The 19,324-nt window shown below is 74.7% G+C and carries 17 protein-coding genes; 12 read left to right on the forward strand and 5 right to left on the reverse strand.

The window, feature by feature from the left end:
* Positions 1-2 precede the first annotated feature (2 nt).
* From BLT76_RS22325 to BLT76_RS22335, 3 genes are all read left to right on the forward strand, one after another.
* Entirely contained in the window at positions 3-1,835 is a 1,833-nt protein-coding gene (locus BLT76_RS22325; protein WP_090860526.1) for a S53 family peptidase, read from the forward strand.
* 32 nt (positions 1,836-1,867) lie between these two features.
* Complete coding sequence (locus tag BLT76_RS22330; protein ID WP_090860527.1) at positions 1,868-4,120, forward strand: hypothetical protein; 2,253 nt, start codon at positions 1,868-1,870, stop codon at positions 4,118-4,120.
* 117 nt (positions 4,121-4,237) lie between these two features.
* A complete protein-coding gene (locus BLT76_RS22335) occupies positions 4,238-5,446 on the forward strand; it encodes an alpha/beta hydrolase (protein ID WP_139175804.1) in 1,209 nt (402 codons plus the stop codon).
* Positions 5,447-5,449: 3 nt separating this feature from the next.
* Here BLT76_RS22335 and BLT76_RS22340 read toward each other — a convergent pair whose 3' ends face one another.
* Positions 5,450-6,259, reverse strand: coding sequence for an HpcH/HpaI aldolase/citrate lyase family protein (locus BLT76_RS22340; RefSeq protein WP_211753161.1), 810 nt, complete (start codon positions 6,257-6,259; stop codon positions 5,450-5,452).
* A gap of 31 nt (positions 6,260-6,290) precedes the next feature.
* Positions 6,291-7,070, reverse strand: a complete 780-nt coding sequence (locus tag BLT76_RS22345; RefSeq protein ID WP_090860529.1) for an IclR family transcriptional regulator — start codon at positions 7,068-7,070, stop codon at positions 6,291-6,293.
* A 249-nt stretch (positions 7,071-7,319) separates the two neighbouring features.
* Here BLT76_RS22345 and BLT76_RS22350 point away from each other — a divergent pair, with 249 nt between their 5' ends.
* The 8 genes from BLT76_RS22350 to BLT76_RS22385 are packed head-to-tail and all read left to right on the forward strand — an operon-like array spanning position 7,320 to position 14,334.
* Positions 7,320-8,549, forward strand: a complete 1,230-nt coding sequence (locus BLT76_RS22350) for an ABC transporter substrate-binding protein (RefSeq protein WP_090860530.1) — start codon at positions 7,320-7,322, stop codon at positions 8,547-8,549.
* 4 nt (positions 8,550-8,553) lie between these two features.
* On the forward strand, positions 8,554-9,573 hold the full coding sequence (locus tag BLT76_RS22355) for a branched-chain amino acid ABC transporter permease (protein WP_090860531.1): 1,020 nt from the start codon (positions 8,554-8,556) through the stop codon (positions 9,571-9,573).
* Positions 9,570-10,616: a branched-chain amino acid ABC transporter permease gene (locus BLT76_RS22360; RefSeq protein ID WP_090860532.1), complete on the forward strand. Its 1,047-nt coding sequence runs from the start codon at positions 9,570-9,572 to the stop codon at positions 10,614-10,616. Before BLT76_RS22355 ends, BLT76_RS22360 begins: the two co-directional genes overlap by 4 nt.
* Complete coding sequence (locus BLT76_RS22365; RefSeq protein ID WP_090860533.1) at positions 10,613-11,332, forward strand: ABC transporter ATP-binding protein; 720 nt, start codon at positions 10,613-10,615, stop codon at positions 11,330-11,332. The genes BLT76_RS22360 and BLT76_RS22365 overlap by 4 nt, the downstream gene beginning before the upstream one ends.
* Positions 11,329-12,033: an ABC transporter ATP-binding protein gene (locus tag BLT76_RS22370; RefSeq protein ID WP_170867208.1), complete on the forward strand. Its 705-nt coding sequence runs from the start codon at positions 11,329-11,331 to the stop codon at positions 12,031-12,033. The genes BLT76_RS22365 and BLT76_RS22370 overlap by 4 nt, the downstream gene beginning before the upstream one ends.
* Positions 12,034-12,044: 11 nt before the next feature.
* Positions 12,045-12,344, forward strand: coding sequence for a muconolactone Delta-isomerase (locus BLT76_RS22375; RefSeq protein WP_090860534.1), 300 nt, complete (start codon positions 12,045-12,047; stop codon positions 12,342-12,344).
* Positions 12,344-12,979 carry an aspartate/glutamate racemase family protein gene (locus BLT76_RS22380; protein WP_090860535.1) on the forward strand — a complete coding sequence of 212 codons (636 nt, stop codon included), beginning with the start codon at positions 12,344-12,346 and terminating at the stop codon, positions 12,977-12,979. Before BLT76_RS22375 ends, BLT76_RS22380 begins: the two co-directional genes overlap by 1 nt.
* A complete protein-coding gene (locus BLT76_RS22385) occupies positions 12,976-14,334 on the forward strand; it encodes an FAD-dependent oxidoreductase (protein WP_090860536.1) in 1,359 nt (452 codons plus the stop codon). The genes BLT76_RS22380 and BLT76_RS22385 overlap by 4 nt, the downstream gene beginning before the upstream one ends.
* Here the strand turns inward: BLT76_RS22385 and BLT76_RS22390 are convergent.
* Complete coding sequence (locus BLT76_RS22390) at positions 14,331-15,077, reverse strand: Type 1 glutamine amidotransferase-like domain-containing protein (protein WP_090860537.1); 747 nt, start codon at positions 15,075-15,077, stop codon at positions 14,331-14,333. The two genes, BLT76_RS22385 and BLT76_RS22390, sit on opposite strands and share 4 nt — an antisense overlap.
* Before the next feature lie 36 nt (positions 15,078-15,113).
* On the opposite strand from BLT76_RS22390, the gene BLT76_RS22395 reads away from it, so the two are divergent.
* Positions 15,114-16,376: a glutaminase gene (locus BLT76_RS22395; protein WP_090860538.1), complete on the forward strand. Its 1,263-nt coding sequence runs from the start codon at positions 15,114-15,116 to the stop codon at positions 16,374-16,376.
* Positions 16,377-16,379: 3 nt separating this feature from the next.
* Here the strand turns inward: BLT76_RS22395 and BLT76_RS22400 are convergent, their stop codons facing one another.
* Positions 16,380-16,964, reverse strand: coding sequence for a pentapeptide repeat-containing protein (locus BLT76_RS22400; RefSeq protein ID WP_211753164.1), 585 nt, complete (start codon positions 16,962-16,964; stop codon positions 16,380-16,382).
* Between the two features lie 45 nt (positions 16,965-17,009).
* On the reverse strand, positions 17,010-19,199 hold the full coding sequence (locus tag BLT76_RS22405; protein ID WP_090860540.1) for an MMPL family transporter: 2,190 nt from the start codon (positions 19,197-19,199) through the stop codon (positions 17,010-17,012).
* Between the last annotated feature and the right edge of the window lie 125 nt (positions 19,200-19,324).

Here is a 19,324-nt window from a genome sequence, read left to right on the forward strand (position 1 = left end):
TCGTGCCCGTCTCCCGCACGCCGCAGCGCGGCGTACCCCTGCTCGTCGCCGTGCTCGCCGCCGCGACCCTGTCCGTCCCGCTCTCGGGAGCGCCGCCCGCGTCGGCCGCGGAGCCCGCGGAGCGCCCGGCCGCCCGCACTGTGCTCGCCGGGTCGCGCCTGGACCTCGCCGCGCTCGACACCGGCCGCCGGCGGGCGGTGCCGGACCGCGAGGTGGTCCGCCTCAGCGTGCTGCTCCCCTGGCGGGGCGAGGGCGCGGCGACGCCGCGGCAGGTACGGCGGGCCGCCCGCTGGCTGCGCGCCCAGCGGCTCGCGGTCACCGCCGTACGACGCGACCTCGGGGTCGTCGAGGTGCGGGGCCGGGTCGGCCGGGTCGAGCGCGCCCTGCGCACCCGCCTGGTCCGGGTCGAGACCGACGGCGTCGAGATCGTCGCGCCCGCCCGTGCCGTGTCGGTGCCGCGCGGGCTGCGGATCCAGGGCGTCGCCGGGCTGGTGCGCACCCCCGCGGTCCCGATGTCGATCACCGCGCCGGCCGTGACGACCGGGCCGCAGACCTCCGACGGCTGCGCGCGCTACTGGGGCGAGCGGGTCAGCGACCGCTGGCCCGCGCGGCCCGCCGTGACGACCCGCTCCAACCGGCTCTGCGGCTACTCGCCCACCGACCTGCGCGCCCTGCACCGGGTCCCGGCGGGCATCACCGGCGAGGGTGCCCGGGTCGGCATCGTCGGGACGTACGACGACCCCGCGGTCGCGCAGAACACCGACGACTACTTCACCGAGACCGGCGGCGCCCCCTTCCGCCCCGGGCAGTACGTCGTCCACCACACCGCCGAGGACGACACCGCCTGCGGGGACCGCGAAGGCTGGTCGGAGGAGCAGCACCTCGACGTCCAGGCCGTGCACGCGATGGCGCCGGACGCGAAGGTCGTCTACTGGGCCAGCCCGACCTGCTACTCCCACGACCTCTTCCAGACCCTGCTCGACGCCGTCGAGTCGGGTGAGGTCGACGTGATCTCGATGTCCCTCGGCTCCCGCGAGGAGCACGGCACCGACGCCGACCGGGCCCTGTTGCACCGCGCGGTCGTGCAGGCCTCGCTGCGGGGCGTGTCGGTCTTCGCGGCCGCCGGCAACGACGGCGACTACAGCGACGAGGGCGACCACGCGGGCGAGCTCGACGTGACCTCGCCGGCGTCCAGCCCGTGGGTCACCGCGGTCGGCGGGCTGTCGATGGGGATGCGGCGCGACGGCTCGTACGCCGCGATCGGCGGCTGGGCGTCCACGCCGTACTTCGCCCGCAACGGCGGGCTGATCCCACCCGGCTTCCACGCCGGCGGGGGCGGCGGCGCCTCCCACGTCCACGCCCGGCCGGGCTGGCAGCGGGGGCATGTCCCGGCGACCCTCACCGACGGCTCCGGCGCCGGGAGGCGGCTGCTGCCCGACGTCGCCGCGCTGGCCGACCCGCTGACCGGCTTCACGACCCGGATCCCCGGGCCGGACGGGCCGACGTACCGCGCCATCGGCGGGACCAGCCTGGCCACCCCGTCGGTCGCCACCCTGGTCGCGATGGCCAAGGCCCGCTCCGGCCGGCGGATCGGGCTGGCCACGCCGTGGCTCTACCGCCTGGCGGGTACGGCGGCGCTGCGCGACGTGACCCCGCCGAACGCCGGCCTCTGGTCGGCGACCGCGCTCGGCGGCGGACAGACCTGGCCCGAGACGGTCGTGACCGTCGACCGCCGCCCCCAGTCGCTCGTCTCGGGGCCCGGCTGGGACCCGCTCACCGGCGTCGGCCTGCCCGGCGGCGCCGCCTTCTTCGACCTGTTCGGCACCGCCCGGTGACCGGGCCCCACCCCTCCCGAGAGAGAACGACCATGACCTCCATCCGCACGGTGGCCGCGACGCTCGTCGCGCTGGCCACCACCGGGGCCGCGCTCGCCCTGCCCGCGACGCCGGCGTACGCCGCCGACCCCGTCCTGCACACCGCCGCCGGCCTGAGCGTCCGCGACATCGACGGCGGCACCCTGCAGTCCGCGACCGCCCCGGTCGGCTGGACGGCGGGCGCCGAGGTGGCCGGCGAGGTCGCGACCACCGCGACCCCAGCCGCCCTGCGCTCCGGCTACGTCATCACCACCACCGGGACCCGCACCGTCGCCGGCTCGACCGGTGCCCGCTCGACGGTCGCCGAGGCCCGGGTCGAGCTGCGCGGCCGGGTGCCGCTCACCCTGCGCGGCCTGACCGTCGGCTGCGCCCCGGGCGGGCGCTCCTTCGTCACTGTCGAGCAGCTGCTGGTCGGCGACGTCGACCGCACGGCCGCGGCCCAGGAAGCGGCGGGGACGACGATCCCGCTGCCCGCTACCGCCGGGGCGTACGACGACGACGCGACCGTCACGCTCGAGGCGGTCACGACCGTCGGCACCGTCCGCACGACGACCGGCCTGCGGATCCGCAACGGCGACAACTACGAGGTCCGCGACCTGGCGCTCGGCCAGGTGACCTGCACCGACCTCGCGCAGCCCACCCGCGAGCCGCACCGGGTCGCGGGCGTCCAGGTCGTCGGGGCGGACGGCGTACGCCTGGTCGAGCCGGCGCCCGTGATCACCGGACCCGGCGCCGCGACCGCGACGGCGGACGAGGTGCGCGCGCTCGGTGCCCGCAGCCGGGCCACCGGCGTCAGCGCCACGACGGCCGTCGACGGGTCGGTCGACGTCGAGGTCGACGCCTTCGCCCAGCTGCCGGCCGAGGACGCCCTCGCCGAGTACCGGCCCTCCGCGCTGCGGGTCAACCACCTGCACCTGCACGTCACCCCGGCCGGCGCGTCGACGGTGACCTTCGCCGACTCCGTCAACGCGCTCTTCGCCGACGGCCGCTGGCTGAACCACCAGGACGGCTACATCTACTCCAAGGTCGACGAGGACGGCGAGGTGCTGCTGGAGGTCCGCGTCAACGAGCGGATCGAGCACGCCGACGGCACCACCACCGTCAACGCGCTCCACTACGTCGACCACACCGGCAGCTGGCCCGAGGTGATCCTCGGCCAGGTCGTGGTCGGGGTCGACGACGGCCCGGGCACCGGCCCGGAGCCCGAGCCGCAGCCCGAGCAGCCGGTCGTCCCGGCCGGCACCTGGCACGGGTACGGCGTCCGCGCCACCGGCTCGGTCGAGCTCGGCGCCGCGCCGCTCGCGACGCTGAGGACCCCCGCCGGCGCCCTCGACACGCTCGCCGACGGCACCGGGCAGGTCGCCGCCACCGGCCTGCGGACCGCCGTCGCGACCACCGGCGCGAGCAGCACGGTCGGCCGCCTCGACCTGTTCCCCGGGACCGACGCCGCCGTACGCCTGACGGACCTGCGGACTGTCGTCACCGCCGCGGGCGCCGTCGTCAGCTCGGGCGGCGGCACCGTGCTGGGTCACCCGGTCGCGGCGGGCCGGATCACCCCCGGCACGTCGTACCGGCTGGCGGGGACGAGCACCACCGTCGTCCTCGGGGCCACGTCGACCGACGGGGCCGGCCTGCCGGTCGTGCACGGGCTGCTGCTCACCAGCCCCGACGAGCTCGCGACCACCGTCAGCGCGGCCTCGGTGACCGTCGGCCGGATCGCCGCCGCGGCGACCTCCGTCACCGCCACCGCGGCGCGGACGTCGTACGGCGCGGGCGCGGTGCTGCGCGTGCGGGTCGGCGGCGCCACGACCGGCACGGTCCGGGCCACCGAGAAGGGCCGGGTCCTGGCCAGCGGCACCGTCCGGGCCGGGGTGGCGACGGTCCGGCTCCCGCGCCGGCTCGGGGCCGGCACGCACCGGCTCGAGGTCGGCTTCACGCCGTCGGCCGGCGCTGCGCCGAGCCGCTCGACCGTCGTCGTGCGGGTCGCGAAGGCCCGCCCGCGGCTGGTGGTGTCGGGCTCGGGTCCCCGCCTGCGCGTGCGGGTCGCCGGCCTCCCGGTCCGCCCCGCCGGCCTGGTCCTGAGGACGAGCTCGGGCGGCCGGCCGGTCGTCACCCGGGTGGCGACCGGGACCACCCGCGTCGTCCTGCGCGGGCTCCCGCGCGGCACGCACCGGGTGCGGGTGCTGCTGCCCGCGACCGCGGACACCGCCCGGGCCGCGGCCGTCGTCCGGGTGCGGGTGCGCTGACCGCGCACCCGGGGCGCGGGGGAGGACCTCCCGCGCCCCGGGTCGCCGCGCCGGCTGCTGACCGACCCCTGACCGGGGGCACACAGGTTCCTGACATCGGCCCGCGAGCGTGTCGGCATGACACGGATGACGACCCTGATCCGCCGCAGCCTGGTGGCGGTGCTGGCCGCCGCCTCGCTCGCGGCCGCGCCGTACCCCGCCACCGGGGTGGGCGCCGACCGCGCGCCGACCTCGGTGCGGACCTTCGACTACGACCTCGGGGACCGCGCCCTGACGGTGCGGGGCTTCCACGGGTTCGACCGGAAGGGCAGGCTCACCCGGGAGCTGGCGCCCCTGGAGCTGACCGGTCGGGTCTACGCGCCCGCGGACGCCGCGGGGCGACGGCTCCCGCTCGTCGTGATCGCGCACGGGCTGTTCTGGACCTGCGCCGACGAGGCGAGCGGCGAGGTCGACGGCCAGTGGCCCTGTCGCGGCACCCGGACCGCCATCCGCAGCGACCGCGGGTACGACGCCCTCGGCCGTGACCTCGCCGCCCGCGGCATGGTCGTGGTCTCGGTGGGCGCCAACGGCGTCAACGCGGGCGAGCTGGGCGAGGTCGCCGACCGGGCCCGCGGGACGGTTGTGCTGCGCCACCTGAGGATGTGGCGCGACCTGGTCGAGCGGGGCACCGGCCCGCTCGTCGGCGCCTTCCGCTCCTCGGCGACCGGCCGGCCGGTGCGACCCGACCTGCGCGGGGCGGTCGACCTGCGGAACGTCGGCCTGCTGGGTCACTCCCGCGGCGGCCGCGGCGTGATGTGGGTCGCGGCCGCCGCGCACCGCCAGCGGCTGCCGGAGGGCGTGCGGATCCGGGCCGTCTTCGGTCTGGCCGCGGCCGGGCCGCCGTTCCTGGACCGGAACTTCCGTCGGCTGCAGGTCACCGACGTCCCGCTGATGACCTGGGCGGGCACCTGCGACGCCACCGGCCGCGACGAGTACAACCAGCTGGCCCAGCGCGCGGGCAACCGGGTCAACATCGGCATCACCGTGCACGGCGCCAACCACAACAACCTCAACACGCGCTGGGCGGCCGGCGGCGGCCCCGGCGGCGAGGACGACGCCGGCCACCCGGAGGGCCGGCCCGGTCGCTGCACCGACGGGTTCTCCGAGGAGACCTCGCGCACCCTCGGGCCGCGCGCCGAGCGCCGGGTCCAGCGGACCTACGCCGGGGCGTTCTTCGCCCGCTATCTCCAGCGCGACCGGTCGTACGACGCGGTGCTCGCCGGTCGCCGGCACCCGGTGCGGGACCTCACCCGGGTGGACGTACGGCGCTACCGGCCCGCCCGCTGAGCGTCACCGCGCCCGGGACAGGGTCTCCCGCGCGCCCCGCACCACGGCGGCGTCGACGAACCGCCCGCTCGCGTCGACCGTGCCCCCGCCGTCCGCCTCGTCGAAGCGCCGGACCAGGTCGCGGGCGGCGGCCACCTCCTCGGCGGAGGGGGTGAGCGCGTCGTGGATGACCGGCACCTGCCCGGGATGGATCGCGGTCCGCGAGCGGAAGCCGAGGTCCAGGGCGAGGCGGGTGGACTCGGCGAAGGCGTCCAGGTCCCGGAAGTCGGTGGAGGTGGGGGCGACCGGGGGCTCCAGACCGGCCGCGGCGCTGTGCACCACCACCAGGGTGCGGAGCTGGGCGACGACGGCGTCGGTGCGGGGAGTGCGCGCGACGCGGAGGTCGCCGAGGAGGTCGACCTCCCCGACGCCGAAGGCGGTCAGCCGCGGATGGGCGGCCATGGTGGGGAGGGCGACCAGCGCGGCGGCGCTCTCGACCAGCCCGACCAGGCGGAGGTCGGCCGGGGTGGTGGCGGCGACCCGGTCGAGCACCTCCGGCGTGCAGCCGGCGAGCAGCAGGCCGGCCAGTCGCGGGTGGTAGACGGCCGCCAGGTCGTCGTCGAGGGCGAGTGGCGAGATCCGGGCCCAGACCTCGGCCCCGGTCGCGGGCGACGACGGCAGCCACCGCCGTACGGCGTCGCGTGCGGCGGTCTTGCCCGCGGCCGGCACGGCGTCCTCCAGGTCCAGGACGATCGCGTCCGCCGGCCCCGCCGCGGCCTTGTCGAACAGGTCGGGACGGTCGGCGGGGACGTAGAGGAACGAGCGGGGCAGCACGGGTCTCCTTCGGTGGGCCTCGGGGGAGGGGTCAGTCGTCGGCGGGCGGCCGGAGCCGGTCGGTGATCTCGCGGGCCGCCTCGACCACCAGCCGGACCTGCTCCTGCTGCTGCTCGTCCGACTCGTCGCTGTAGCGGAAGATCGGCCCGGACGCGCTGACCGAGCCGAGGACGTTGCCGGCCGCGTCGAAGAACGCCGCCGCGATGGAGGCGGCACCGGTGCTCCGCTCGTTGAGCGAGATGCCGTAGCCCTCCTCGCGGATCCGGGCCAGCCCGGCGAGGTAGGGCTCGATCTCGAAGGTCGGACGCTCCTGCGCCAGCTGGCGTACCGCCTCGTCGATGAACGGCTGCGGCAGGTGGGCCAGGATCACCCGGCTGGACGCACCGGAGTGCAGCGGGAAGCGCGGGCCGATCTCGACCACCATCTTCACCTCCTGCGGGCTCTCGAACTGGTCGAGGTAGACCCGCTGGTCGCCGACCAGGATCGAGAGCGTGGTGGTCTCGCGGGTGCGGTCGCGCAGGCGCCGCAGCACGGGGGAGGCGACCGCCCGGACGTCGAGCTGGCTCCAGGCCCGGATGGCCAGGCCGGCCGCCGCCGGGCCCAGCACGTGCCCGGCGCCGCCGGGGTCCGGCCGGATCAGCGAGCGCGAGGCGAGCGAGCGCAGGATCCGGTGCACCACGGCCTTGCTGAGGTCCAGCTCGCGCGCGATCCGGGACACCCCGAGCGGCTCGTCGGAACGCCCGAGGAGCAGCAGCACGTCGGCCACCCGGTCGGCTGCCTCCGTACCGCCCGGCGTCTCTCGCTCGGTCATGCGTGGGTCCTTTCGGGAAACATGATCGTTACCTGCGTTTCGCTAGGAGAAACGCTAGTGGGAGAAGGTCGAGGCGTCCAGGCCCTGGAAATGCAGGGGTGACCCGTGCCATAGTGACGGGGATCGCGTGCAGCGCGACGCAAGGCTTGGTTGAACGGCTCGCTGAGCGAAACGCTAGGTGGCCCCGATGGTGTTCCTGTCAGAGGAACGATCCGGAGGTCGTCGGGCTCGGAAGGATGGTCCTGCACCATGAAGAAGCTCTCCCTCGCTGTGGTCGGTGTGCTCATCGTCCTGACCGCAGCGGCGTGCGGCGGCTACGAGCCCGCCGAGGACGAGGTCGTGATCGGCTCGGTGCACCCGCTCACGGGCGCCCTCGCCGGTCAGGGCGAGATGATGCACGAGGGCGCCCAGCTCGCGGTCGACGACCTCAACGAGGCCGGCGGCATCGAGTCGCTGGGTGGGGACAGCCTCGTGCTCCGCGCGGGTGACAGCAAGGGCACGGCCGACGCCGGGCAGATCGAGGCGCAGCGGCTGGTGAGCGAGGGCGCGGTCGCGCTGATCGGCACCTACCAGAGCGACGTCACCGCCAACGTGTCGGCGGTCGCCGAGCGCAACCGGGTGCCGCTGGTCATCGACGTGGCGGTCGACGACGTGATCCTCGAGCAGGGCTACGAGCACACCTTCCGCATCCAGCCCAACGCCTCCAGCATGGGCCGCGACGGCGCGATCGCCCTGGCCGAGCTCTCGAAGGCCAACGGCAAGCCGGTCCGGACGGTCTCCTACCTGCACATCGAGGGGGCCTTCGGCCAGAGCGTCCACGACGCCTTCGAGAAGGAGGCCGCCGACCAGGGCATCGACGTGGTGTCCGAGGTGACCTACCCGGCGACCAACTTCACCGACGCGACCACCCAGGTCCGCGAGGCCCTCGCCGCCGACCCGGACGTGGTCGTCGTGACCGGCTACTACCCCGACAGCCTGCTCATCGCCCAGGCGGTCCGCTCGCTCGGCGGCGACGTCGACGCGCTCTACGGCATCGCGAACGGCGGCTTCGACGACAGCGCCTTCCCGGCCGACTCGGGGCCCGCGGGCGCCGACGTGCTGAGCGCGAACTACCACTACGCCGCCACCGACGAGCGCGCCCAGGACATCCGCGCCCGCTTCGAGCAGAAGTACGGCCGGACCATGGAGACCTCGGCGATGCTCGCCTACCAGGCCGTCGTGGTCATCGCCCAGGGCCTGGAGGAGTCCGGCTCCAAGGACCCCGAGGAGCTGCGCGACGCGATCGCCGACCTGGAGATCGACGACCCGCTGCTGGAGTTCGGCGGACCGATCGCCTTCGACGAGGCGGGCGAGAACGAGAACGCCTCCGTGACGGTCATGCAGATCCGCGACGGGAAGGTCGAGCAGGTCTTCCCCGACGAGTTCAAGACCGCCGACATCGTCTACCCCGCCGGCCGCGCCGCCGGCGCGAAGGAGTGAGGACATGACGGACCCCACCAGCACGGCCACCGCGCCGGCCCCGGAGGCACCACCGGACCGGGGGACGCAGCGCCGTACCTCCGAGGTCGCGGTGCCGCTGGGCGTCATGGCGGCGGTCGTCGTCGCGCTCGTCCTCGTCTACGCCGTGGGCCAGCGCGCCACCGACCTGGTCACCCAGTCGATCGTCACCGGCCTGCTGCTCGGCGGCGTCTACGCGCTGGTCTCGGTCGGCCTGACCCTGATCTTCGGCGTCCTCGGCATCGTCAACTTCGCGCAGGGCGCGATGCTCACGATGGCGATGTTCCTGGTCTACGAGATGACGACCTCGGGCGGACTCCCCGTCTACGTCGCGACCCTCCTGGCCGTGCCGATCATGTTCCTGTTCGGCGTGGTCGTGCAGGCCGCGCTGCTCAACAAGCTCACCCTGGCCGGCAGCCACGAGGGCCCGCTGCTGGTCACCCTCGGCCTGAGCCTGCTGATCATCAACGTGCTGCTGATGATCTTCGGCGGCCGGCCGCTGCGGGTGCCCGGCTCGGTCGACGGGTCGGTCGAGGTGTTCGGCGCGGTGGCGTCGTACGAGCGGCTGATCGCCTTCGGCGGGGCCCTGCTCGTCGCGGTCGCGCTGCTGCTCCTGCTGCGTCGTACGTCGTTCGGCATGTCGATCCGCGCGGTCTCGGCGAACGCCGAGGGCGCCTCGCTGGTGGGCGTCGACGTTCGCCGGATCTACGCGCTGACCTTCGGCATCGGCGCGGCCTGCGTCGCGGTCGCCGGCGGCCTGATGGCGCCGTTCCTCAGCCTCACCCCGACCGTCGGCGAGCAGTTCACGATCCTGGCGTTCGTGATCGTCGTGCTCGGCGGCCTCGGCAGCGTCACCGGCGCCCTGCTGGGCGGCCTGGTGATCGGCCTGGTGCAGACCGTCGGCGCCCTCTACTTCCCGGGGACCGGCTCGCTGATCCTGGTCTTCGCCGTCTTCGTCCTGGTGCTGTTCTTCCGGCCCCAGGGGATCCTGGGGGCCCCGCAGTGACCACCCTGACCGAGCGACCCACCACGATCGCCGCGGACGACCCGCGGCTGAAGGACTCCAGCGCCACCCGCTCGTACGCCGTCCTCGGCGTGCTGGTCGCGGTGCTCGCCGTACTCCCGTTCCTGCTCGACGACCAGACCGAGACCGTCGCGGTCCGAACCCTGATCTTCGCGATCATGGCCGTCGGCTGGAACCTGATGAGCGGCTACGGCGGCATGTTCAGCTTCGGCCACGCCGCCTTCTTCGGCATCGGGGCCTACACCGACGCCTACCTCCTCGTGCAGCACGGCGTCTCGCCGTGGATCGCGATGGTCGTCGGGGCGCTGATCTCCGCGGCGGCCGGCACCCTGATCGCCTTCCTGTGCCTGCGCTACAAGCTGGCCGGCCCCTACTTCGCGCTCGCGACGTTCGCCTTCGCCCAGGTCTTCCTGCTGGCGGTGCAGAACATCGACGCGCTCAACCGCACCGAGGGCTTCAACGTCCCGATCCTCTCCGAGGACTCCTGGACGATGATGCAGTGGAAGGCGGGCAGCCCGCTCTACTTCTGGATCCCGCTGGGGATCCTGGCCCTCGGGCTGCTCGGCACCATCTGGTTCGTCCACTCCCGCACCGGCCAGTACGCCCAGGCCGTGCGCGACGACGAGACGGCCGCGGCCTCGCTGGGCATCAACGTGATGCGGGTGCGCCTGGTGACCGTCGCGGCCAGCTGCGCGCTGACCTCGGTGGCCGGCTCCTTCTACACCCAGTACTACTTCTTCGTCGGCCCGGAGCAGGGCTTCGGCTCGGCGGTCTCGGTCAACGCGATCGTGCCCGCCGTGATCGGTGGCATCGGCACCATCTGGGGCCCGCTCGTGGGCGCCCTGATCGTCGGCCCGCTCTCGGAGTGGATCGCCGACGTGCTGCGCGAGCCGCCCGGGTTCCTCTCGTTCCTCGAGGGGCTCAGCGGCCTCGACGTCGCGGTGTACGCCGCCCTGCTCATCCTCATCGTGCTGTTCATGCCGAAGGGCATCTACGGCACCCTGCGCGATCGGTTCCGCTCATGACGCTCCTGCAGGTCGACCAGCTCACCAAGTCGTTCTCCGGCCTGAGGGCCGTGAGCGACGTCGACGTGACCGTCACCGACGGCGAGTTCCTCGGGATCATCGGCCCGAACGGCGCCGGCAAGACGACGCTGTTCTCGCTGCTCGCCGGCCAGCTCCCGCCCACCAGCGGACGGGTGGTCTTCGACGGCCAGGACATCACCGGCTGGCCCGCCGACAAGGTGGCCGGCGCCGGGCTGGTGCGCACCTTCCAGCTGATGCGGCCCTTCGAGTCGATGAGCGTGCTGGAGAACGTCGCCGTGGCGGCCCACCACCGGCACCGGTCGCGGCGCGCCGCTCGCCGCCATGCGCTCGAGGTGATCGAGCGGGTGCGGCTGGCCGAGTACGTCCACGCACCCTCGGGCAGCCTGCCCACCGCCGGCCTGAAGCGGCTGGAGCTGGCCCGGGCCCTGGCCCTGGAGCCGCGCCTGCTGCTGCTCGACGAGGTGCTGGCCGGGCTGGTGCCCGCCGAGCGTGCGCCGATCATCGAGCTGCTGCGCGAGATCCACGCCGACGGGGTCACGGTGATGTTCGTCGAGCACATCATGGCCGCCGTGATGGCGCTCTCGGAGCGCCTGCTGGTGATGGCGGAGGGCCAGGAGCTCGCCCTGGGCGACCCGCAGGAGGTCATCCGTGACCCCCGGGTCGTCGAGGCCTACCTCGGGGAGGACTACGCATGATGCTCGAGCTCGACGACGTCCACGCCGGCTACCGGCGCCTGGAGATCCTGCACGGCCTCTCGCTGCACGTCGACCAGGGCGAGATCGTCTCCCTGATCGGCGCCAACGGCGCCGGCAAGACCACGACCCTGCGGGCGATCGCCGGCCTGGTCCCGACCTCGCGCGGGCACATCCGCCTCGACGGCCAGGACGTGCAGAACCGTGCGCCGCACAGGATCGTGCGGTCCGGGCTCGTGCACGTCGCCCAGGACCGGGCCCTCTTCGGCCACCTCCAGGTGGTCGAGAACCTCGAAATGGGGGCCTACACCCAGTCCCGCTCGACGGTCCGGTCGTCGCTGGAGGAGGTCTACGAGCTGTTCCCGATCCTCCAGGAGCGGCGCCTCCAGCGGGCCGACACCATGTCCGGCGGCCAGCAACAGATGCTGGCCATCGGCCGGGCTCTGATGGCGCGGCCGACCTGCCTGACCCTCGACGAGCCGTCGGTCGGCCTGGCCCCCAACCTGGTGGCCCAGGTCCTGGAGGCGATCAGCCGGATCCGCGACACCGGGGTGACCGTCCTCATCGTGGAGCAGAACGCCTCCCAGGCGCTCGCCATCTCCGACCGGGCCTACGTCATCGAGAGCGGCTCGATCGTGCTCGAGGGCAAGGCCTCCGACCTGGCCGACGACCCGCGGGTGCGCGAGGCGTACCTCGGGGTCTGAGGAGCTCGACCATGGAGTTCCTCGTCCACATCGAGATCGTCTGGCCGCCCGACGAGCCCGAGGAGCGGCGCGCCGAGATCTTCGAGCGCGAGCTCGCCCAGGGGCAGCGGCTGGCGGCCGAGGGCCGGCTGCGGCGGCTCTGGCGGGTCCCCGGGCGCTGGGCCAACTGGAGCCTGTACGACGTCGCCGACGCCACCGAGCTGCACGCCTGCCTGACCTCGCTGCCGCTGCACCCCTGGATGGACATCACCGTCCATCCGCTCGCGCAGCACCCGAACGACCCGCTCACGACCCGGGAGGACCCGTCCTGATGCGCCTGCTCGCCATCACCCCCATCGTCGTCGACGACGCCGAGCTGGCCCGCCGCCAGGCGCGCTACGACGAGCTCGCGCCGGACGGCGTCCGCGTCGACCTCGAGCACCTCGGCGAGGGTCCGCGGGCCCTCGAGACCGCGGCCGACGTGCGGGCGAGCGAGGCCGCCCTGCTGGAGCGCTACCGCGCGGCGGACCCCGCCGGCTGGGACGGCTACCTGCCCGACTGCGTGCTCGACCCGCTCAGCGGTGCCGATCACGACCTGCCCCGGCCGGTCTTCGGCATCGGCCGGCTGGCCGCCGGGTTCGTCGCCGGGCAGGGCGCCCGACTCGGGGCGGTCGCCCGCAACGCGGCCATCGCCGCCGAGCTCGATCGCCGGCTGGCGTCGTACGACGTCGCGACGGTGGCGCCGACCGCGGTGCTGGATCTGAGTGTCGAGGACATCGCCGACGACGCGACCTGGGCCGTCGCCGCGGCGCGGGCGGTCGAGGGGCTCGACTGCGACTACGTGCTGAACGCCTGCTCGGCCGTCGAGGTGGCCGAGCAGGCGACGGCGCCGTACCTGCTGGACCCGACGGCGGCCGCGCTGGCGCTGCTGGCCCACCGCGGCGCGGTGACGGGGGTGCGGGCATGAGCGCCGTCGAGGGACCCGACCTGGTGGTGGCCGGCGCGGGCGGCGGGCTGGTGGCCGCGCTGCGCGCGGCGTCGCTCGGCCTGAGCGTGCTGGTGGTGGAGCGCAACGAGCACTTCGCCCGCGGCAACAACACCGCGATGTCGACGGCGATGGTGCCCGGGGCCGGGACCCGCTGGCAGCGCGAGGCCGGCGTCGAGGACTCGCCCGAGCAGTTCCTCGCCGACGTGCGGGCCAAGACCCACGGCGAGGCGGACGAGCGCCTGGCGGCCGCGCTGGCCGGGGTCAGCGCCCGGTTGCTGGAGTGGCTGGCCGACGATGTCGGGCTCCCGCTGTCGCTGGTGACCGACTTCGGCTACCCCGGCCACTCCGCCTACCGCTGCCATACCGTCCCCGGGCGGGCCGGCCAGGCGATGCTGGCCGACGTCGTGCGCGCGGTGCGCTCCTCCGACCTCGTCGACCTGATGGTCCCGGCGCGGCTCACCGGCGTGGAGGAGGGCGACGACGGCGTGCTGCACGCGGTCGTCGACACCCCCAACGGCGAGGAGCGGATCCCCACCCGGGCGGTGCTGCTGGCGACCAACGGCTTCGGCGCCGACCGCGAGCTGGTGGCCGAGCACCTGCCCGAGATCGCGGGTGCGACCTACCACGGCAGCGAGGGCTCCACCGGGGACGCGCTGCGGATCGGCGAGCGGCTGGGCGCGGCGACGGCGTACCTCGACGCCTACCAGGGCCACGCCGCGCTCACCCCGGCGGCGACGCTGGCCGGCTGGGCCACGGTCATGCACGGCGCCGTCGTGGTCGACGTCGCCGGGCGGCGCTTCGGCGACGAGACCACCGGCTACTCCGAGTACGCCGCCGCGCTGCAGGCGGCCGAGGGCGGCCGTGGCTGGATCGTGCTCGACGAGCGGGTCCACGAGGCCTGCCTCTCCTTCACCGACTACCGCGACACCGTCGAGTCCGGGGTGACCCGGACGGCGGACGACGCCGCCGCCCTCGCGGCCGCGATCGAGGTCGACCCCGAGGTCCTCGCCGCGACCCTCGAGGCGGCCCGGGCGTCGGCCGCGGACGGGACCCCCGACGAGCACGGCCGGACCCGCTGGGAGGCCCCGCTCGAGGCGCCGTACCGCGCCGTCCCGGTCACGCCCGCGCTCTTCCACACCCAGGGCGGGCTGGTCGTCGACGAGCACGCGCGGGTGCTGCGCGCGGACGGCTCGGCGGTGCCCGGGCTCTACGCCTCGGGCGGCGCTGCCGCGGGGATCTCCGGGCACGGGGCGGCCGGCTACCTCGCCGGCAACGGGCTGCTGCCCGCCCTCGGGCTGGCGTTCCTCGCCGCCGAGCACCTGGCGGGCCACTAGCCCAGGTAGCGCACCTCGAGCGGGCTCTCGGCGACCGTCGGAGCCTGCATGCCGTCGACCAGGTCCAGACCACCGCCGGCGACGTGCACCCGGAACGCGCGGGCCTCGGGGCGCGACGAGACCGCCTCGACCAGCTCGCCGTCGCGGAACAGCAGCCCGCAGCCGTCCTCGGCGGCGTAGCCGTCCGGGAGCGCGCCGCTCCCGACCAGGTCGAGGTACGACGGCCGCCGCTCCTCCTCGCCGTCGTAGTGCGGGCAGGCACTGCCCGGGACCAGCCCGAGCCCGTCCGGCAGCGCCGCGAGCGGGCCGAAGGAGTCGGTCACCGAGCCCTCGAACCAGCAGTTCATCCCGGCGCTGATCCCGGCCAGCACCACGCCGTCCGCGACCGCCTCCCGCAGGACCTCGTCGACGCCGTGCAGCCGCCAGATCGCGAGCAGGTTGGCGGTGCTGCCGCCGCCGACGTACACGACGTCCTGCGCGAGCAGGTGCTCGCGGACCGAAAGACCCTCGAGCTCGTGGAGGTGGAAGAGGCGCAGCTGGCTAGTCTCGGCCCGCTCGGCGAACGCCTCCACGAAGCGGTCGCCGTACGACTCGGAGTCGCCGCTCGCCGTGGGCACGAAGCAGACCCGCGCCCGGCCGCCCGCGCCGCGACGTCGGGAGGCGAGGGAGAGCAGGAAGTCGTCGAGCAGTGGGTTGTCGGGCTCCATGGAGAAGCCGCCGCCCCCGAGGGCCAGGATGGTCATGACCCGATGTTGTCAGCCGGGTGTCAGGGTGGGGGCGTGCGCTCCCCGATCCCCGACTACCTGACCGAGGTCCTCGACGTGTGCGGAGGCGACGGGAGCGGCGAGCTCGCGGCGTACATCCCCGAGCTCGCCCAGGCCGACCCGGACCGGTTCGCGTTGGCGCTGGCGACCGTCGACGGGGCCACCTACGCGGTCGGGGACGCGGACGTCGCCTTCTCGATCCAGTCGATCTCGAAGCCGTTCGCCTACGCCCTCGCGCTGGCCGAGCACGGCCTCGACGCGGTCCTCGAGAAGGTCGGCGTCGAGCCCTCGGGCGACGCGTTCAACGAGCTGTCGCTGGAGATCGGCACCGGACGGCCGTTCAACCCGATGATCAACGCCGGCGCGCTGACGGTGCACGCGCTGATCGACGACGAGACCGTACGGCGCGGCTTCTCCGCGTTCGCCGGCCGGGACCTGGAGCTCGACGAGGAGGTCTTCACCTCCGAGCTCGAGACCGCCGACCGCAACCGCGCGATCGCGTTCATGCTCCGCAGCCACGGGATCGTCGAGAAGGACGCGCAGGAGGTGGTCGAGGGCTACACGCGCCAGTGCTCGCTGCTGGTCACCGTGCGCGACCTCGCCCTGATGGCGGCCACCCTCGCCAACGGGGGCGTGCACCCGGTCAGCGGCGAGCGCGTCGTCCCCCGCGAGGTGACCCGGCAGGTGATGGCGGTGATGGCCACCTGTGGGATGTACGACGCCGCCGGCGACTGGTTCACCAGCGTCGGGATCCCGGCGAAGAGCGGGGTGGCCGGCGGCCTGATCGGCGCGCTCCCGGGCCAGGCCGGGCTGGCGACCTTCTCGCCGCGGCTCGACAGGCACGGCAACTCGGTGCGCGGCGTCCAGGTCTTCGAGCGGCTCTCCCACGACATGGGCATGCACCTGATGGAGGTGCCGCCGCCCGCGCGCTCGCTGGTCCGCGGCCGCACCGAGCTGCCCGGCGGGAAGACCGGGCACGGATGGGCCTACGAGCTCCAGGGGTCGGTCAACTTCGTCGGCATGGAGCGGGTGCTGCGCTACCTGACCGAGGAGCCGCCGACCGAGGCGGCGGTCGTCCTCGACCTGACCCGCGTGCACGAGGTGCGCGACGTCGGCCGCCGGATGCTGCTGGAGGCCGTGCGTCGGCTCGTCCAGGACGGCCACGACGTCACGCTCGTCGATCCCGAGGACATGCTGGAGGCGTTCCCCGACGACCACGCCGACGGCGACCTCGACGCCGGCGACGGCATCGAGGTGCCGGTGGTGCGGCACCGCTGAGGTCTACTGCTCGACCCGCAGCCCCAGGCCCTCGACGAGGACGGCGGCCTGCGACGGGTCGACGACCGCGTCCCGGAGCAGGGCGACCCGTGCGTCGACGGAGACCAGGTTGGAGCCGCGCAGGTCGGCCCGGGTGAACGACGTCTCGTGGAGGGTGGCACCGAGCAGGTCGACGTCACGCAGGGTGCCGCCGTCGAAGCGGGCGCCGGTCAGGTCGGCCTCGCGGAGGCTGACGCTCGTGAACGTGCTCTTGCGGAGGTCCGCGGCCCGCAGGCCCACGAAGTCCCAGGTGCCGCCGTCGACCTGGAGCAGCCCGAACCGGCAGCGGTCGAACTCCGAGCCGGTGAGCTTGCAGCGCCGAAAGGTCGTCGAGAACAGCGCCGAGCGGGTGAAGGTGCAGCCGGTGAAGGCGGTGTCGGTCAGCACCGCCCCGTTGAGGTCGACGTCGTGGAAGGTGCAGCCCTCGAAGACCGCGCCCCGGCTGACCGCGCCGCCGAGGTCGACGTCGCGGAAGGACACTCCGCTGAACCGCTCCCCGGTCAGGTCGCGGCCACGCCAGTCCTCCCCGTCGTACTCGCTCTCCGTCACGCCGGTCACCCTAGGGTGCGGCACCCCCCGGCGTGCCGCGCGGAGCTACCGGCCGGCCGGTGAGCGTTCCACCGTCCGAGGCCGCCGACCGGTGGCCTGCTCACCGCCGTACGACGGGCGCGGGCGGCCCAGCCCCGGCCACCAGTTCCACTGCCCCAGGAGCGTCATCGCGGCCGGCAGCAGCAGGCCGCGCACGACCGTGACGTCGAGGAGGACGGCCACGGTCATGCCGATGCCGATCTCCTTGACCGCCACCAGCTCGCCGCTGGCGAAGCCGACGAACACGATGGCGATCGCGACGGCGGCCAGGGTCACGACCGGTCCGGACGACGTGATGCCGGCCAGCACGGCCCGGTCGTTGGCGGCCCGGCTGCCGGGGGCCGGCGCGTCGCGGCCGCGAGGTGGGTGCTGCCAGGCCTCGCGGATGCGGGCGACCAGGAACACGTGGTAGTCCATCGAGAGCCCGAACGCGAACATGAACAGCAGCAGCGGCGTCGTGATGTCGAGGGCGCCCCAGGAGCTGAAGCCGAGCAGCGAGGAGCCCCAACCCCACTGGAAGACGGCCACCGTGACGCCGAGGGTGGCGCCGAGCGAGAGCAGGTTGAGCACCAGCGTCTTCAGCGGGACGACGACCGACCCGGTCAGCGCGAGCAGCAGCAGGCCGGTGACCAGGGCGACGAGCAGGATCGCGAACGGCAGCCGGTCGGCCATCTCCCCCCGGGCGTCGACCAGCTGCGCGGCGGGCCCGCCGACCAGGACCGGGAGCCCGAGGTCGCGCGACCGGATCTCCTCGACGACCCCCTGCGCGGCCGGCCCCGCGACGGCGCCGGCGGGCTCGACGATGAGCTGGCTCGTCCCGTCGGCGAGCGGGTCCCAGATCGTGACGTCGCGGACGTCGTCGAGCCCACGCAGGGCCCGGGCCAGCTCGCCGACGCGCGGGTCCTCGGGCGGCGGATCCGCGAGCACGGTGACGAACGCCGTGCTGGTCTCGGTGTGGTCGCGCTCGATGGTCTCCTGCGCGAGCCGCGGCTCGCTGTCGGCGGGCAGCGACCGGGTGTCGGAGCTGCCGACCTCGAGGCTCAACAGCGGGGCGGCCAGCAGGAGCAGCAGCGCGGTCGCGCCGAGCAGGACCGGCCAGGGCCGGGCCTGGGCGAAGGCGGCCTGCCGGGCCAGCAGCGAGCGGCCCGCGGGCCGGGGCCGGCGGGTGCCCCGTCGTACGTCGGGCGCCGGGATCCGGCCGCCGGCGACCGCGACCAGGGCCGGGGTGAGGGTCAGGCCGGCGAGGGTCGCGACCGCGACCGCCACGACGCCGCCCACGGCCATGCCGGTCAGCACCGGGTCGCCCAGCACGAGCAGGCCGGCGAGCGCGGTGCCGACGGTGAGGCCGGAGACGAGCACGGTGCGCCCGGCCGTGGCGACCACCCGGCCGAGCACCTGCTCGGGGTCGCCGCGGGAGCCGGCGGCGGCGCGCTCCTCGCGGAAGCGCGCCACGACGAGGAGCCCGTAGTCGACGGAGAGGCCGAGGCCCAGCACGGTGACCACGTTGACGGCGTACTCGCTGACGGTGGTGACGGCCGCCAAGCCGGTCAGGGACAGCAGCGAGCCGGCCACGGCCGCGAGCGCGGTGGCCACCGGCAGCGAGCCGACCAGCCAGCCGCCGAGGGCGACCACCAGCACGACCAGCAGCAGCACCAGCGCGATGCCCTCGCCCTTGGCGGCGTCGCGCATCGCTTGGTCGGCGAAGGCCTTCTCGGCGTAGAGCTCGCCGCCGACGAGCACGGTGGGGAAGGGCAGGGTGCGCAGCCGCTCGGTGACCCGGTCGGCCACGTCGAGGGCGTCGTCGTCCTCGAGCGCGGGGTCGAGCTCGACCTCGACGACGGCGCCCTGGCCGTCGTCGGCCACCAGGTCGGCGGCGCCGCTCGTGTAGGGGTCGCGGAGCTCGGCGACGCCGGGCAGGTCGCGGAGCTCGTAGAGGATCCGGCTGGCCTCCCCGACCAGGGTCACCCCGAGCGCGTCGGCGCCGCTCAGCACGGCCACGACCGTCTCGCCCGACGGATCGACCCCGTCGAGCCGCTCCTCGACCAGGGTGGACTCGACGCCGGGCCGGTCGCCCGGCTCCTGGGCGTTCTCGAAGACCGCGCCGCCGAGGACGAGTCCGGCGACGACGAGGGCGGCCCACAGGGCCAGGACCGCCGTACGACGGCGATGGGTCCAGCGACCCAGCTGCTCCAGCACGCCGCGACTGTAGCGGTCTGGACGGCTTTTGCAACCAACTGGACAAAGTTATTCACATCCTGACGAAAGCGCCCTACAGTGACGCCGGTCACGCGTCCCCGGCACTCGCAGCCCGGGGCCCTTCT

The sequence above is a fragment of the Nocardioides lianchengensis genome (assembly GCF_900101465.1).
GTDB lineage: Bacteria > Actinomycetota > Actinomycetes > Propionibacteriales > Nocardioidaceae > Nocardioides > Nocardioides lianchengensis.